Below are 15,816 nucleotides of genomic sequence, written 5' to 3'. Positions count from 1 at the left end.
CAAACGAGTCTTTTTCGTTTCATGATTGAGCTGAGCTAAAGCATGAGTGATTTTCTTCCATCGCTTTCGGCGCTCCGTGCCTTCGAGGCCGCCGCCCGGCATTTGAGCATGACGCTTGCGGCGCGGGAACTCAATGTGACGCCGGGCGCGGTCAGCCTGCAGATCCGCGATCTCGAGACGTCGCTCGGCGTGCGCCTGTTCGAGCGCAAGACGCGCGCATTGGCGCTGACGCCCGAGGGTGCCGACTATTTTACGACCTTGCGGGCGGCCTTTCGGCTGGTGCGCGAGGCGACGGCGGCGATCACGGCGCGGAACCGAGGCACGGTGCTGAACGTCACATGCACCGCGGGCTTTGCGACCTACTGGCTGGTGCCGCGGCTTTCGCGCTTCGAAGCGCTGAACCCGGAGATCGACGTACGCATCAGCGCCTCGCACAGGGTGATGGATTTCCAGCGCGACGGCATAGACCTCGCCATCCGTCACGGGCTCGGGGGCTATGACGGGCTCGTCAGCGAACGGCTGGTGGATGACGAGCTGGTGCCGGTCTGCACGCCGAAGCTCGCCGATGAGCTCGGCCCGGATCCATCGCCCGATGCGCTGGCGCCATTCCAGCTGATCCACGACGTCTACCGCCATGACTGGCAGCTATGGCTGGAGGCGGCGGGCGCGAAAAATGTCGATACCGCCCGTGGGCCGGTCTTCATGCACGGCAACGGCGCCTATGAGGCGATGAAGGCGGGGCTCGGCTTCGCGCTGATGCGGCGCTCCTTCGTGACGACTGAACTGCAAGAAGGCCAGCTCATCGCCCCCTTCCCTGTCGGCGTCGCCAGCCGGCTCGCCTTCCATCTTGTCTATCCCGGCCAGGCGCTGGAACGGCCGGCAGCGGCCGCCTTCCGCCGCTGGTTGCTGTCGGAAGCGCAGCGGTAGTCCGGGCCTATTTCAGCAACCGCCGAAAAAGTGGACACCCGCACTCATAAAACACTTTCCCGGCGCGTATTTGCTGATTATCATAGTCAGGATTAAGACGCATACGGGCAAGGCCGAACCTCAGTCATGGCAGTTCAACAGATCGCGCGGACGGCGCCCGGGCTCCCGCAGCCGATTGGCCTGTCCCACGCTTTTTCCGGCGATCACGCCTGGTGCCGCGAGAAGATGATGCTGGCGGATGAGCTGGCCGGTGGCGTCGCCCTCGCAACATTCTTCAAGGATGGCGGTTTCGAGCGGGCGATCGACCGGTACACCGAGGTCACCAAAGGTACCGATCGCCGCGCCGTCGTCTCCATGTGGTCGCTCTATTACTTCGCCGGGATCAGCATTCCCTATCTGCTCGCCCACCGCCTGGCTGGACAGGTGCTGCCGGTGGCATTCGATGAGATGACGATCGCGCTCACCGAAGATGGGCTGCCGCGCGCCTTCGGCGTTTCCCATCGCGGCATGATCGGCGAAGAGACGAGCGGCGACGAATTTTCCGTGGTCGGGCCGTTGATGTCCGGCCATCTCAACATGGCCGTCGAGCGCTTGAAGCGCTGCGGGCTCTCGGCCAAGCTCCTGTGGAACAACGCCGCCGTCTACATCGACTATACGCTGCGGCTGACCGATAGCGAGGGCGGCGGGCGTTCCGCGCCCGACCTGCCGCTCTTCGTGCGCGGATGTCTACCGGATGGCGGGCCGAACCCCTTGTGCGGCAGCGTCAAACGGGTCGAAGAAGACGGACAGATGATCCAGCGGCGCAAGCTTTGCTGCCTGCGCTACATGCTTCCGGGCGTCGCGAGTTGCGGCAGCCGATGTGCACTGCCCAGCCAGCGCAATCCGCAATAAACACATTGCGCCGTTTCAATTCAAAGCCGATGCCGGCGCGGCACCTCAGCTGCCCCACGCCTTGACGTAATCGATGTCGAATGTGGCCGTGAGCGCCTGCGAGCGATCCTCGTCGCCGGGCAGATCGTAGAGGTTCAGCATCAGCTGCATCGGGTAATCGGGGCTCTGGCGGGTGCGTGTGACGATCGTCCCATCGACGAGAAAATCGATCCCCTCGGGCGTCCAGTCCATCGCGTAGACATGCCAGTCGCCAACAGCAATTGGGACGCTTGCCTCATCGAGCTCCGTTGTCAGTTTCGGATCGTGGATCTTCTTGATACCGCGCCCGATCTTCACCGCATCGGGCTCGACATTGCGACCGAAGACTTCGAAGAGGGTTATCTCCCCGGAGCAATGCGGCTCGTCCTCGAAGCCGATCAGCCATAACGCCGCCAGGTTCCAAGGATTGAGGCTTGCGCGAGCGCGCATCTCGAGACGGCAGTAATGCGGCAGGAAGAGGCGGCGGGGTGGGATCGCCTCGCGCACGGTGAGATCCTGATTGAACCGGTGTTGGCCGGCGCGGCTGCCGACCGGGCCGGACCAATGGCCCGTCTGCAGGTTGGAAACCCTGACGCCGCAATCGAATTCCGGGCACCAGGGCTGCTGGTCGTCTTCTACCACCAGCCGGAGGTAGCCATCGCGGATCTTGTAGCGCGCCTGCGATGCTTCCCACGAACTCCAATGCGGGAGATAGCAGGGCAGCCAGTTTTCGCCGTTCAGCTCGGGCGCATCGAAGTCATCGGAAAAAAGCAATGCCGGCATGATCAGCCTCGCGCCTCAATCGTCTACCGCCGACTATGCAGAGGCGCGCGCCAAAAGCAAACGGCCGGGATTGCTCCCGGCCGCCTAAAATCCATGCTATGATCGCGACTACTCGTTGATCAGGCGCTTCAGCAGCTCGATCTCGTGCGACAGCTTGCTGTCACCTGAAATCAGCTCCTCGATCTTGCGCACGGCGTGCAGCACGGTCGTGTGGTCACGTCCGCCGAAGCGACGACCGATCTCCGGGAAGGAGCGCGGCGTCAGGGTCTTGGCCAGATACATGGCGATCTGGCGCGGCTTGACGATGACGCGCGTACGGCGGTTCGAGACCAGCTCCTGGCGCGACACGTTGTAGTGACGTGCGACAATGCGCTGGATGTCCTCGATACGCACGCGGCGCGGTTCGCCGGAGCCGACCAGGTGGGCGAGAAGCTCGTCCACGCGCTCGACCGTCAGGTTCGGCTCGAAGGAGCGACGGAAGAGCAGCTGGTTGAAGGCGCCTTCCAGTTCGCGGCCGCTGGCGGTGATGCTGCGGGCAACGTGGTTGAGAAGCTCGCTCGACATTTCCAGCGACGGATCTTCGCCACGGGCGACATCAAGACGACGCTGGAGGATTTCGAGACGCATCTCGTAATCCGGGCCGTCAAGCTCGATCGCCACGCCACCCTGCAGACGCGAACGAACGCGCGGGTCGAGCGATTCCAGCTCCCAGGGTGCACGGTCGGCTGCGACGACGACCTGCTTGGCGCTGTCGAGCAGCATGTTCAAGAGATGGCAGAACTCGTGCTGGATCATCTTGCCCTGCAGGAACTGCATGTCGTCGATGATCAGAAGGTCGATGTTGCGCAGCGAGTCCTTCAGCGTCAGCGCATCATTGTCGCGGATCGCGGTCGCGAAACGCCACATGAAGTATTCGGCCGTCAGGTAGACGACGCGCAGCTGGCGCGGGTTCTGTACGGCTGCATTGGCGATCGCCTGCAGCAGATGGGTCTTGCCGAGACCGACCGTGGAATGAACGAAGAGCGGGTTGAAGCGCACTGCGCCCTGACCGGCTTCGGCAATGGTCTTTGCAGCCGCGAGAGCGACGCGGTTGGAGCTGCCTTCGACGAAGGTGTCGAAGGTGAAGCGGTTATCGAGCGGCGAGCCGAAGAGCGGCTGGCCAGAGGTCGCCGGGCGCGCCGCAGACGCTGCCGAAACAGCCTGCTGAACGATCTGGCCGGCCTGCTGAGCGACCGGGCGACGGATCGGCGCGACGGATGATACCGGCTCCTGCGTCGCCGTTTCTTCCGGCTTGCTGGTTGCGCGCGCTGCCGTGCGAACCAGGATTTCGACCTTCAGGATTTCAGCGTCTTCCGCCTGGAAGATGCCGGTGATCAGGTCGAGGTAGCGATTGTTGATCCAGGACTTCAGAAAAGTTGTTGGGACCGTCAGCCGTACGACACTCTTGGAGACGGAATGGAGCTTCAGTCGTGCAAACCAGCTTGCGTAGACATCCGGACCGACCTGCGCCTTCAGGCGTGCACTTGCTCGTTCAAAAAGTATGCCATCATTCTTCATGTCTCCCTTTTCCCCCGCCGCGTCTGGGCAAATAGAGCCTAACGTCTGAGATACCTTGTCCGAGTTGTCCAAAGCACTCGCCGCCATCGAATTCATGTGCATCTTGCCGCCTTATAGTTCCATCGGCCGACCTAATCCTGGTCGCCCGATCATTTCCCCGCTTATGACCTGACAGCATCACCCTCATGCTCTGCCGTCGGCCGGTTCACTCAAACGCGTGCCTCTTAACGAGAGGCGACTGTTGGAGGCGAAGCCAACCGCTTCATGCGGTCTTATTGCTTCCTGTCTCCTAGGTGTCCGCTCCTCGTCCAACGAACACCGCCTGCCTGCGTATGCTTTTTCTCTTCATTAGGATCGCACGCGCTGCGTGCAGCCCTCAAAAATGGCGCACAGATGATCCCGTTCCGCGGCAGCCATAGCCGCAGTCCAATCTGCATCAGTGCGTGAAAATCCGGAGGTCGAAACTTCCGCAACAAAAGACACTAAAGCATCGTCCTGCCGACGTGGCAGTTTCAGACCAAGCCTTAAAACAGGTGATGTCCGAGCCCCTTGTTGGGAGGCATTTAGGCAGGATCGGGGGTCGAGATCAACGGGCATATTTCGCCAAAATTAAGCGTAGCCGGTTGACTCCTGCGGCAGATTTAGGGCGCTGCACTGGAGCAAAAAAAGAATCGCTTTTGAATCAAGGAGATTCAGGAAACCGGCAATTTTGACACGCATAAAAAGAAAAAAAGAAAAAAGCTTCTTGACTCGTTTTAGACGCCGCAAGGGAAGGTCTGAGTCTCTTCGCTCAGGAACAACCTGGCACAAGCCTTTGTAATCACTCATTTTTTTGTGTCATTTGCCGGACACGAAATCGTCGCCAAATTAACCACAGTTCGGGCAATTGGCGGAATCGAAAAAGCCCGACAAAGTTGCCGGGCTAATCATATAGCTGTCTTTATTAACGGAAGCTTAAGCGGTCGCGCCGACCGACAGAGCCTTCACACGAGCTGCGAGGCGCGAGACCTTGCGGGATGCCGTGTTGGCGTGCAGGACGCCCTTGCTTGCTGCGCGGGCCAGTTCCGGCTGCGCGGCCTGGAAAGCTTCCTTGGCCTTGGCAGCATCGCCAGCTGCGAGTGCTTCTTCGACCTGACGAACGAACGTGCGAACGCGCGAGCGACGAGCCTTGTTGACGTCGGTACGGCTGGCGATCTTGCGGGTCGCTTTTTTCGCCGAAGTTGTATTGGCCATGGATGCCTCTCTCAAGAATTCGAACAAATTCCGCTACCGCCGCGGGCCTTGCAGCCACTTCCTACACAGCAATGCGGGAGTATTATCGGGAAACCGGACTGGCTTCCCGAACCTTGGGCGGGCATATAACCCTAAAGCCGACCGGCGTCAACGCGCATTTTCAAGGAACCGTCGCCTTTTCTCTTCAGGGCTCAGCGGTTCTTGAAGGCGGGTTTACGCTTTTCGATGAAGGCTGTCATCCCTTCCTTCTGATCTTCCGTCGCGAAGAGACTGTGGAACAGGCGGCGCTCGAAGCGCAGACCTTCCTCCAGCGTGGTCTCCAGAGCGCGGTTGACCGCCTCCTTGGCCATCAGCACCGAGGGGCGCGACAGCGACGCGATCTTGGCCGCCGCCTCCAGCGCTTCATCGAGCAGACGATCGGCGGCCACCACACGCGATACGAGTCCTGCCCGTTCTGCTTCCGCCGCATCCATCATGCGACCTGTCAGCACCATATCCATCGCCTTTGCCTTGCCGACGGCGCGGGTGAGGCGCTGGGAGCCGCCCATGCCGGGAATGACGCCGAGGGTGATCTCGGGCTGGCCGAACTTGGCGGTCTCCGACGCGATGATGAAGTCGCAGATCATGGCGAGTTCGCAGCCGCCGCCGAGCGCGAAGCCGCTGACGGCGGCGATGACGGGTTTGCGCACTTTCGCGACATCGTCCCAGCCGCCGAGGAAATTGCGGGAGTAGACATCGGCGAAATCGAGCGGCTGCATTTCCTTGATATCGGCGCCTGCGGCAAAGGCACGCTCGGAGCCGGTCAGGACGATGGCGCCGATGGCGTCGTCATTCTCGAATGCGGCGTAAGCCTGCAGCAGTTCCTTCAGCACCGTCGAGTTCAACGCGTTTAGCGCCTGCGGGCGGTTCAGCGTGATCAGCCCCACGGCACCGCGGGTTTCGACGATCAGCGTTTCATAAGACATGCGTTCCTCCCGGTCGGGCCAATGCCCAGGCTATTTATGGCAGGCAGCTATTTTTGGCAGGTGGGGCAATAGAAAGTCGAGCGCCCGGCCTGAACGATGCGGGCGATGGTACCGCCGCAGTCGGGCGTCCGGCAAGGCTGCCCTTCGCGATCATAGACGGAGAAGGAGTGCTGGAAATAGCCGAGCGAGCCATCCGTCTGGATATGATCGCGCAACGACGAGCCGCCCGCCTTGATGGCGTCGGCAATGACGTCGCGGATCGAGGAGACCAGCAGGTCGAGCTGCTTGGTGGGCTTGCCCGTCGGCGTCACCAGGGTGGATGCGGGCCGCGTCGGCTTCAGGTGCGAGCGCCACAGCGCCTCGCACACATATATATTGCCGAGGCCGGCGATGTTCTTCTGGTCGAGCAGCGCGCTCTTCAGCGGCTGCGCCTTTCCCTTGAAGCGTTCCGCCAGATAGGCGGCGCTCAGCGCATTGCCTGTCGGCTCCGGGCCGAGGCCATAGAGAAAGGGATTGATGTCGAGCGCCGTGCGGTCGGCCATGTCCATGAAGCCGAAGCGGCGCGGGTCATTATAGATGACGCGGCTTTGGCCCGACGGCCCTTCGAGATGGAAGATCACGTGATCGTGCTTTTCATCCTTCGAGCGCGGGTGATGGAATTCGCCCGGTGTTTCGGAGATGGGGGTTTCGGCGATCGGGCCGGCCTCGATGCGGAAGGAGCCGGACATGCCGAGATGGGCGATGATGGTGGCACCGCTGTCGAGATCGATCAGCAGATATTTGGCGCGGCGGCCCAGCGAGACGATGGTGCGGCCGGACGCCTTTTCGCCGAAGGCCTCCGGAAACGGGAAGCGCAAGTCCCCTCGCCTGAGCTCCAATTTGACGATGCGCGCGCCCTCCATGGTGGGCGCGAGGCCGCGTTTGACGGTTTCGACTTCTGGCAATTCCGGCATCTTAACCCATCTATATCGAACATGTTTCAACCACCCGCGATGTGCGCTATAGCGCCATGGTGTCGCGGACCGGACCGTTGCCCACAGATAGCGTCGCCTGCCTGATTTCGCTATGGTCGCCGCGTTGATTTAAGAGATTGGAGTATTCGATGTCAGACAGCCGCACCTCCGCCGACGGCGGCATGGAAACATCATACGGCTTCCGCGAAGTTTCGGGCGGCGAAAAGCAGGGCCTCGTCAACGAAGTCTTCCATAAGGTCGCCAAGCGCTACGACATCATGAACGACGTCATGTCGGTCGGCATGCACCGCGTCTGGAAGGATGCGATGATCGCGGCGCTGAACCCGCGCAAGGAGCCCGGCTACAAGACGCTCGACGTGGCCGGCGGCACCGGCGATATCGCATTCCGCATCATCGAAGCCTCGAACCGGATGGCGCACTCCACCGTGCTCGACATCAACGGATCGATGCTCGCAGTCGGCGCCGAGCGCGCCGCCAAGAAGAAGCTCTCCGACAACCTGACCTTCGTCGAGGCAAATGCCGAGGAACTGCCCTTCGAGGCCAATAGCTTCGACGCCTATACGATCGCCTTCGGCATCCGCAACGTGCCGCGTATCGATGTGGCGCTCAGCGAAGCCTTCCGCGTGCTGAAGCGCGGCGGCCGCCTGCTGGTGCTCGAATTCTCCGAAGTCGACATGCCGCTGCTCGACCGCGTCTATGAGAGCTGGTCGTTCAACGCCATTCCGAAGTTCGGCAAGGCGATCACCGGCGATGCCGAGCCCTACCAGTATCTGGTCGAATCCATCCGCAAGTTCCCGAACCAGGAGAACTTCGCCGCGATGATCCGCAATGCCGGCTTCTCGCGCGTCAGCTACACCAACTATACCGGCGGTATCGCCGCCCTTCACTCCGGCTGGAAGCTTTAAGCCGGAATGAGCACTGTTTCGGCATATTTCCAGCTCTGGCGGGTTGGTTGGATTCTCGTGCGCGAGGGCGTCGTCTCGGCGCTGCCTTCCGACGAGCTTCCGCCATCGGTCGCGGCTGCCAAATCCTTCGTCGGCATGTTCGCGCGCAAGCGCGCCAAGACCCAGAAGCGCAGCGACCGGCTCTCCAAGGCCGTCGAGCGGTTGGGGCCTTCCTATGTGAAGATCGGCCAGTTCCTGGCGACGCGGCCCGACGTAGTCGGCGTCGAGTTCGCCGACGACCTGTCGCAGCTGCAGGACCGGATGGCCTTCTTCCCCGAGGCCGCCGCCAAGGCCAATATCGAGGGCTCGCTCGGCCGGCCGGTGGATGAGCTTTACGTCAGCTTCGGCGAGCCGATCGCCGCAGCCTCGATCGCGCAGGTGCATCCGGCCGAGGTAATGACACCGCAGGGACGCAAGAAGGTTGCCGTCAAGGTGGTGCGCCCCGGCGTACGCCAGCGCTTCACCCACGATCTCGAGGCGATGTATCTCGTCGCCCACCTGCAGGAGCGCTTCATGCCCTCCAGCCGGCGCCTGAAGCCGGTTGAGGTGACGAAGACGCTGGAGCAGACGACCAAGGTCGAAATGGACCTTCGGCTCGAGGCGGCTGCCCTTTCGGAGATCGCCGAGAACACGCAAGATGATCCGGGCTTCCGCGTTCCGACCGTCGACTGGGAACGCACAGGACGCGACGTCATCACCATGGAGTGGATCGACGGCGTCAAGATGTCCGACGTCGAGGGCCTGAAGGCCGCCGGCCACGATCTCAATGCGCTGGCCGATACGCTGATCCAGTCGTTCCTGCGTCATACGCTGCGCGACGGCTTCTTCCATGCCGACATGCATCCGGGCAATCTCTTCGTCGATCCCCAGGGCATGATCGTCGCCGTCGACATGGGCATCGTCGGGCGTCTCGGAAAGAAGGAACGCCGCTTCCTCGCCGAGATCCTCTACGGCTTCATCACCCGCGACTACATCCGCGTCGCCGAGGTGCATTTCGAGGCGGGGTACGTGCCCGGCCACCACAATGTCGAGAGCTTCGCGCAGGCGATCCGGGCGATCGGCGAACCGATCCACGGGCAGCCGGCCGAGACGATCTCGATGGGCAAGCTGCTGACGCTTCTGTTCGAGGTGACCGAGCTGTTCGACATGGCGGCACGCCCCGAGCTGGTGATGCTGCAGAAGACCATGGTGGTGGTCGAGGGCGTGGCGCGCATCCTCAACCCGCGCTTCAACATGTGGAAGGCCTCGGAGCCTGTGGTCGGCGAATGGATCCGCAACAATCTCGGACCGAAGCGGATCGCGACCGATATCAAGGACGGGCTGAAGGCTGCCGTGAAGCTCGCCGAGGCCGCACCCGAGATCGCCGCCAAGACCGAGAAGTTCCACCACGAGCTGCTACGGATGAGCGAGAACGGCCTGCGCTTCGACGCCGAGACGGCAGACGCGATCGGCAAGTCGGAAGCCCGCCACAGCCGCTCCGGCCGCTGGGCGCTGTGGCTGATCGCGCTGACGCTTGTTTATATCGCCTGGGTGGTTAGCTGACCGCTTGCACGAGCCTGCCAATAATGAGAAAGCCCGCCTTGCCGCGGGCTTTTTCTATGTTTGCTATCGACGCGACAGTCTTGCTGCGGCAAGTGCCGCGACCATGCCGATCGCCAGCAGCGTCAGGGTGAAGATCACCACCGCGTTCCAGCCATCGGCGCCCCAGAAGTATCCGCCGACGGAGCCGGCGACGCTGGAGCCGATGTAATAGGACAGGAGATAGAGCGACGAGGCGTGGCCCTTGGTGCCCTTGGCCAGTCGCCCGACCAGCGCGCTTGCCACCGAGTGGGCAACGAAGAAGCCCGAGGTCAGGAGCACGATGCCCAGGATGATCAGCGGCAGCGAAGCCGAGAGCGTCAGCGCCACGCCGATCGCCGATAGCGCGATGCCAGAAGGCAGCACGACGAAGTGGCCGAAGCGGTCTCCGAGCAGGCCGGCGATCCACGAGGCGGCGATGCCGAAGATGTAGACCGTGAAGATCAGGCCGAGTTCGGTCTGGTTCAGATTGTAGGGCGCCTGGACGAGGCGGAAGCCGATGTAATTATAGAGCGTGACGAATGTGCCCATGGCGAGGAAGCCGATGGCGAACAGGAAGGGCAGCGCCGGGCTCCTGATATGGCCGGCCCAGGCACCCAAATGGAAGCGGGCGTTGAAGCCCTTGCGTGGGGTGAAATTGCGCGAGGCGGGCAGGAGCAGGAAGAAGCCGATGGCCGCCGCAAGGCCGATGGCGCCCAGCGTGCCGAGCGCGATGCGCCAGGAGAAAAACTCGGCCAGCGTGCCGGTGACGACGCGGCCGGCCATGCCGCCGAAGGCGTTGCCGGCGATGTAGAGGCCCATGGATGCGCCGAGGCCGCGCGGATCGATCTCTTCCGAGAGATAGGCCATGGCGACGGCCGGCACGCCGCCGAGGAGCAGGCCTTCAAGGGCGCGGATGACCAGCAGCGCGTGCCAGCTCGGGACCAGCGCGCAGGCGATCGTGCAGAGGGCAGCACCCAGCAGCGAGGCGAACATCAGGCTGCGGCGGCGGAAGCTTTCGGAGACGGCGGCGGCGCAGAAGATGGCGAAGGCGAGCAGGCCCGTGCACAGCGACAGAGAAAGCGAGCTTGCAGCCGGGCTGATGCCGAAGTCGCTGGCGAAGATCGGCATCAGCGGCTGGACGCAATAGAGCAGCGAGAAGGTGGCGAAGCCCGAGAGAAACAGCGCGATGCTGGCGCGCCTGTAGGCCGGGGTGCCGCGCAGCAGGAACTGCTTTTCCTGCGCTTCGCTTCCCCGCTGTTGGGAGGCGGCATTCTCGATGACGGTCAGATGAGGACGGGAGGGAATTTCCGAGGGGACGGACTGCTTGTCTGCGGCGCGTGGCATTGAGGACCAACCTTTCACGCCCTTTGATCTAGCCAACGGGTCATCATTTGTCCAATATATGAAACTGGCTTTCTTGATAGGTTTTGGAGATACCGATGGAGCTGCGCCATATCCGCTATTTCCTTGCGGTGGCCGAGGAGCAGAATTTCACCCGCGCCGCCGCCAAGCTCGGCATCGGCCAGCCGCCGCTCAGCCAGCAGATCCGCGATCTGGAAAACGAGATCGGCGCGGCGCTGTTTCACCGCGTGCCGCATGGGGCGGAGCTGACCGAGGCGGGATCGGCATTTCTGCCGGAGGCGCGGGCCGCCATTGCCTCCGCCGAGAAGGCGAAGCTGGCCGCCCAGCGGGCGACGCGAGGCGAGACCGGGCGGCTGGCGCTCGGCTTCACCGCGTCGTCGGCCTTCAACACCGCCGTCAGCGGCACGATCCGCCGGTTTCGCGGGCAATGGCCGGATGTGAGCCTGTCGCTCACCGAGATGAACAGCAACTGGCTGATGGAAAAGCTGATGCGGCAGGAGATCGACGCCGCCTTCATCCGCCCCGGGCTGGAGGACCCAAGAGACGTGTACCTGAAGCGGCTGGCGGACGAGCCGATGCTGATCGCCTTGCCGGCGCACCATCCGCTGGCGAAGCTGAAGACCGTGCCGCTCGCCGCACTTTCGGGCGAGCCCTTTATTCTCTTTCCGCGCACCGTCGGCCTCAGCCTCTATGACGATATCGTGCGCGGCTGCCGGGATGCGGGCTTCGAGCTCGTCGTGACGCAGGAGGCGCCGCAGATCCCTTCCGTCATCAATCTGGTCGCCGCCGATCTCGGCGTGTCGATCGTGCCCGGTTCGCTCGAGCATCTTAAACTCGACGGGGTCGCCTACCGGCCGATCGAGGGGCCGCCTTTGGTGGCGCGGCTTGGGCTGGCGATGCTGAAGGCACGGCGGTCGCGTGTCGTCGGCAATCTGATGAGCCTGATCTGATCAGCCTGATGGGTCCCAATAGGGCGGATCGCCGAAAGTCTTGCGCAGGTGATCGGCGACGGCGCGCAGCTTGGCGGAGGGATTGCGGCCTTCGGGATGAGCCATGTAGATGTACTCGGCTTCCGGCTTGTAGCCGACGTCGATTTCGGCGAGCCGCCCCTCGCTCACCGCCGGACCGGCGATGAAGGCGGGGAGCAGCGCGATGCCGAGACCGGCGACCGCCGCATCGCGGATCATGTCGCCATTGTTCATTCCGAGCACCTGGCTGGCGCGCACCACGATGGCGCCATCGGGCGTCTGGAAGCGCCAGTCGGAGACGCCGCGATTGGTGTAGAAAATGCCCTTGTGGCCATCGAGATCGTTCAGTGTCTTCGGCGTGCCATGTCGCTCCAGATAATCGGGGGACGCGACCAAGAGACGACGGCTGCGGCTGAGCTTCCAGACGACAAGGCGGGAATCGACGATCGGTCCGTTGCGCACGATGGCGTCATAGCCTTCCGAGGAGACATCGACGCGGCGATCATCGATATCGAGCACCAGCTGGATCTCGGGGTGCTTGGCTAGAAACGGATAGAGCGCCGGGCCGAGATGCATGCGGCCGAAGGTGACGGGGGCGGCTATCCTGAGCGGCCCGGAGAGCGTACCGCGCCGCTCGGCCATCTCGGCGGTGGCGTCCTCGATCTCGCGGACGATGCGCGCGGCGCGATCGAGGAAGGCGGTGCCATCCTCGGTGAGCGTCAGCTTGCGGGTGGTGCGGTGAAGCAGCATGCCGCCCAGCGAGCGCTCCAGTTCGGCCAGCCTTTCGCTGACTACCGATTTCGACAGGCGAAGGCGTCGGGCCGCCTCGCTGACCGAGCCGGATTCCACCACCGACACGAATGCCGTTATTCCCTCAATCTTGATCATCGTTCGGTATTTCCGAATTCGAGTTCCGCTATTTGGAGACTAATCCGAACAAAAGGAAAATGCCATCTTCCACTCATCGAACGGGGCGGCAAACGCCACCCCAACCCAAAAAGGAGATGGAAGAATGAACCGCTTGAATGGAAAAGTCGCCATCATCACTGGTGCCAGCGCCGGCATCGGCCGCGCAACGGCCAAGCTTTTCGCCGCCGAAGGCGCCAAGGTCGTGGTCGGCGCCCGCCGCCAGGCCGAGCTCGACAGCCTGGTCGAGGAGATCAAGGCCGTGGGTGGAGACGCTGTCGCCGTTGCCGGTGACGTGCGCTCGGAAGATTATCACAAGGCGCTGGTCGCCACCGCTGTTGAACGCTACGGCAAGCTCCATATCGCCTTCAACAATGCCGGTATTCTCGGCGAGGCAGGCCCGAGCACGGGCGTATCGGAAGCCGGATTCACCGAAGCGGTGACGATCAACCTGACGGCCTCCTTCCTTGCCGCCAAGCACCAGATCGGCCAGATGGAGAAGAATGGCGGCGGCTCGGTGATCTTCACCTCGACCTTCGTCGGCTACAGCTTCGCCTTCCCTGGAGTAGCCGCCTATGCCGCCAGCAAGGCCGGCCTGATCGGCTTGACGCAGGCGCTCGCCGCCGAATACGGCCCGAAGAATGTGCGCGTGAACTCGGTGCTCCCAGGTGCCGTCGATACCGACATGTATCGCGAGATGAACGACACGCCGGACAAGCAGAGCTTCGTCACCAACCTGCACGCGCTGAAGCGCGTGGCAACGCCTGACGAACTGGCCCGCTCGGTGCTCTACCTCGCCTCGGACGACTCGAGCTTCGTGACCGGTACGGCCTCGCTGGTCGATGGCGGCGCCTCGATCACCCGCACCTGATACGCATAGCTCGTCGATCACCTTCGCCTTTCGGAGGGGGTGATCGCGACCCAACAGCAAGGCATTCTGCCGACCGCCCCCCAACAACACATCATGGGCAAGCAGCCCACCCCACAAGGATATCAATCCATGTCACGCCTTCAGAACAAGACTGCCCTCATTACCGGCGGCACCAGCGGCATCGGCCTTGAAACCGCCCGCCAGTTCATCGCCGAGGGCGCCCGCGTCGCCATCACCGGCAGCAGCGCCAACAGCGTCGCGGCCGCCCGCGCCGAGCTCGGCGACAAGGCGATCGTCATCCAGGCCGATGCCGGCAATGTCGCCGGGCAGCAGGTCGTCGCCGAAGCGATCAAGAACGCCTTCGGCCATCTCGACATCCTCTTCGTGAATGCCGGCGTGGCCGAATTCGGCCCCGTGGAGCAGTGGAGCGAGGCCGCCTTCGACAAGTCGATCGCGATCAACGTCAAGGGTCCGTTCTTCCTGATCCAGGCGCTGTTGCCGATCTTCTCCAAGCAGGAAGCGATCGTGCTCAACACCTCGATCAACGCGCATATCGGCATGCCGAACTCCAGCGTCTACTCGCTGACCAAGGGCGCGCTCCTGACGCTTGCCAAGACGCTGTCGGGCGAACTGATCGGCCGCGGCATCCGCGTCAACGCCGTCAGCCCCGGCCCGATCGCCACGCCGCTCTACAGCAAGCTCGGCGCATCGGAAGCGGATTCGAAGGCGATGGCCGATCATATCCAGTCGCAGATCCCGGTCGGCCGCTTCGGCGACGCCGCCGAGGTCGCCAAGACCGTGATCTTCCTCGCCTCCGACGAGGCCGCCTACATCGTCGGCAGCGAACTCGTCATCGATGGCGGGATGAGCAATCTCTGACATCGAGTGTCTAATTGATATGGAAAGGCCGCGGATGTTTCGTCCGCGGCCTTTCTTTTGTATCAGGCGACTTCGACCAGCCGCCGGATGGCTGTCTCCAGCGTTGTCGACCCTCTCTCGGGCTGGCCTTCGAAGCGGATCCAGCCCTCGTTGAAACCATCGATCATGCGGATGCGCGGGATCGGGTTGCGCATCCCTTGCCCCTTGAACAGCTCTTCCCAGCCGTCGCGCGCGACGATTTCCGCGCTGACCGGCTTGCCGAGAACCTTGGAGAAGGTGGCGGCAATGTCGGCGGGTGTTACCTTCTCCGGTCCCTGCAGCTCGACGATGCGCTTGCCGGTCCAACTCTCCCGCAACAGTGAAGCTGCCCTTTCGCCGACATCGGCCACCGAAACCATCGGGTAGGCCTGGTCGAGCGGTTGGAGAAAACTTGCGATGACGCCAGCCTCGCGCGCGGCCGCCAAATCCCAGGCGGCGTTCTCCATGAACCAGGCGGCGCGGAGGAAGGTGATCGGTAGCGGCAGGGTCGAGAGCTCCTGCTCGACGAGGCCCAGCTGGCTGAGCAGATTTGGCTCCTCGGCCTGCGCGCCGATGGTGGAGAGGCAGACGACCCTCTCGGGCCGCGCCCTCAACAGCGCCGTCTTCAAGGCGGCAATGACGGCGCGCACTTCCGGGTAGCCGGGTGTCGGGTCGAAGGTCGGCGGGATCAGCAGGAAGACGCCCTCGGCGCCGGCGAAGGCGGCGGTCAGCGCATCGGCATCGGTCATTTCGGCCAGCGCCAATTCGGCGCCTTTCTCGCGCCAGGCCCTGCCTTTCTCGGCGTTGCGAAGGATGGCACGAACCGGCAAGCCGGTCTGCAGCAGCTGCGCGGCGACGATGCCGCCGACCTGTCCGGTTACTCCTGTGATGGCGAACATTGGAAACTCCTTTGGTTCAGTTTTCCGTTCGCCCGCAAAATGATCCTTTCCGATCTTTGAT

The 15,816-nt window shown here is 63.0% G+C and carries 16 protein-coding genes; 7 read left to right on the top strand and 9 right to left on the bottom strand.

What is annotated here, in order from left to right; translation table 11 throughout:
• Positions 1-42 precede the first annotated feature (42 nt).
• Both gcvA and fhuF read left to right on the top strand, forming a co-directional pair.
• Positions 43-927, top strand: coding sequence for a transcriptional regulator GcvA (gcvA, locus tag D460_RS0108765; protein ID WP_018898166.1), 885 nt, complete (start codon positions 43-45; stop codon positions 925-927).
• A 126-nt stretch (positions 928-1,053) separates the two neighbouring features.
• Positions 1,054-1,818 carry a siderophore-iron reductase FhuF gene (gene fhuF / locus D460_RS0108760; protein ID WP_018898165.1) on the top strand — a complete coding sequence of 255 codons (765 nt, stop codon included), beginning with the start codon at positions 1,054-1,056 and terminating at the stop codon, positions 1,816-1,818.
• A 45-nt stretch (positions 1,819-1,863) separates the two neighbouring features.
• Here the strand turns inward: fhuF and D460_RS32845 are convergent, their stop codons facing one another.
• The 6 genes from D460_RS32845 to mutM form a co-directional block, all read right to left on the bottom strand.
• Positions 1,864-2,619 carry a glycoside hydrolase family 16 protein gene (locus tag D460_RS32845; RefSeq protein ID WP_018898164.1) on the bottom strand — a complete coding sequence of 252 codons (756 nt, stop codon included), beginning with the start codon at positions 2,617-2,619 and terminating at the stop codon, positions 1,864-1,866.
• A 108-nt stretch (positions 2,620-2,727) separates the two neighbouring features.
• Positions 2,728-4,278: a chromosomal replication initiator protein DnaA gene (gene dnaA / locus D460_RS0108750; RefSeq protein ID WP_026282937.1), complete on the bottom strand. Its 1,551-nt coding sequence runs from the start codon at positions 4,276-4,278 to the stop codon at positions 2,728-2,730.
• A gap of 507 nt (positions 4,279-4,785) precedes the next feature.
• On the bottom strand, positions 4,786-5,004 hold the full coding sequence (locus D460_RS36655; protein WP_026282936.1) for a hypothetical protein: 219 nt from the start codon (positions 5,002-5,004) through the stop codon (positions 4,786-4,788).
• 126 nt (positions 5,005-5,130) lie between these two features.
• A complete protein-coding gene (gene rpsT, locus D460_RS0108740; protein ID WP_018898162.1) occupies positions 5,131-5,409 on the bottom strand; it encodes a 30S ribosomal protein S20 in 279 nt (92 codons plus the stop codon).
• Between the two features lie 191 nt (positions 5,410-5,600).
• The gene (locus tag D460_RS0108735) at positions 5,601-6,374 is read right to left on the bottom strand and encodes an enoyl-CoA hydratase (RefSeq protein WP_018898161.1); all 774 of its coding nucleotides are present in this window, start codon (positions 6,372-6,374) and stop codon (positions 5,601-5,603) included.
• Positions 6,375-6,421: 47 nt separating this feature from the next.
• On the bottom strand, positions 6,422-7,327 hold the full coding sequence (gene mutM / locus D460_RS0108730; protein WP_018898160.1) for a bifunctional DNA-formamidopyrimidine glycosylase/DNA-(apurinic or apyrimidinic site) lyase: 906 nt from the start codon (positions 7,325-7,327) through the stop codon (positions 6,422-6,424).
• Positions 7,328-7,476: 149 nt separating this feature from the next.
• Here mutM and ubiE point away from each other — a divergent pair, with 149 nt between their 5' ends.
• Together ubiE and ubiB are read left to right on the top strand one after the other, a co-directional pair.
• On the top strand, positions 7,477-8,253 hold the full coding sequence (ubiE, locus tag D460_RS0108725; protein ID WP_018898159.1) for a bifunctional demethylmenaquinone methyltransferase/2-methoxy-6-polyprenyl-1,4-benzoquinol methylase UbiE: 777 nt from the start codon (positions 7,477-7,479) through the stop codon (positions 8,251-8,253).
• A 6-nt stretch (positions 8,254-8,259) separates the two neighbouring features.
• On the top strand, positions 8,260-9,834 hold the full coding sequence (gene ubiB, locus D460_RS0108720; protein WP_018898158.1) for a 2-polyprenylphenol 6-hydroxylase: 1,575 nt from the start codon (positions 8,260-8,262) through the stop codon (positions 9,832-9,834).
• Positions 9,835-9,897: 63 nt separating this feature from the next.
• Here the strand turns inward: ubiB and D460_RS0108715 are convergent, their stop codons facing one another.
• Positions 9,898-11,196 carry an MFS transporter gene (locus tag D460_RS0108715; RefSeq protein WP_018898157.1) on the bottom strand — a complete coding sequence of 433 codons (1,299 nt, stop codon included), beginning with the start codon at positions 11,194-11,196 and terminating at the stop codon, positions 9,898-9,900.
• 95 nt (positions 11,197-11,291) lie between these two features.
• Between D460_RS0108715 and D460_RS0108710 the strand changes: the two genes are divergently transcribed.
• Positions 11,292-12,164, top strand: coding sequence for a LysR family transcriptional regulator (locus D460_RS0108710; protein WP_018898156.1), 873 nt, complete (start codon positions 11,292-11,294; stop codon positions 12,162-12,164).
• On the opposite strand, the gene D460_RS0108705 is transcribed toward D460_RS0108710, so the two are convergent.
• Complete coding sequence (locus tag D460_RS0108705; protein ID WP_018898155.1) at positions 12,165-13,070, bottom strand: LysR substrate-binding domain-containing protein; 906 nt, start codon at positions 13,068-13,070, stop codon at positions 12,165-12,167. It abuts the gene before it with no gap.
• 124 nt (positions 13,071-13,194) lie between these two features.
• Between D460_RS0108705 and D460_RS0108700 the strand changes: the two genes are divergently transcribed.
• Both D460_RS0108700 and D460_RS0108695 read left to right on the top strand, forming a co-directional pair.
• The gene (locus tag D460_RS0108700; protein ID WP_018898154.1) at positions 13,195-13,959 is read left to right on the top strand and encodes an SDR family oxidoreductase; all 765 of its coding nucleotides are present in this window, start codon (positions 13,195-13,197) and stop codon (positions 13,957-13,959) included.
• Between the two features lie 129 nt (positions 13,960-14,088).
• Entirely contained in the window at positions 14,089-14,838 is a 750-nt protein-coding gene (locus D460_RS0108695) for an SDR family oxidoreductase (RefSeq protein ID WP_018898153.1), read from the top strand.
• 62 nt (positions 14,839-14,900) lie between these two features.
• Here D460_RS0108695 and D460_RS0108690 read toward each other — a convergent pair whose 3' ends face one another.
• The gene (locus D460_RS0108690; protein WP_018898152.1) at positions 14,901-15,755 is read right to left on the bottom strand and encodes an NmrA family NAD(P)-binding protein; all 855 of its coding nucleotides are present in this window, start codon (positions 15,753-15,755) and stop codon (positions 14,901-14,903) included.
• Between the last annotated feature and the right edge of the window lie 61 nt (positions 15,756-15,816).

The organism is Rhizobium sp. 2MFCol3.1 (genome assembly GCF_000377565.1).
GTDB lineage: Bacteria > Pseudomonadota > Alphaproteobacteria > Rhizobiales > Rhizobiaceae > Rhizobium.
This window is presented reverse-complemented; position numbering and strand designations above follow the sequence as displayed.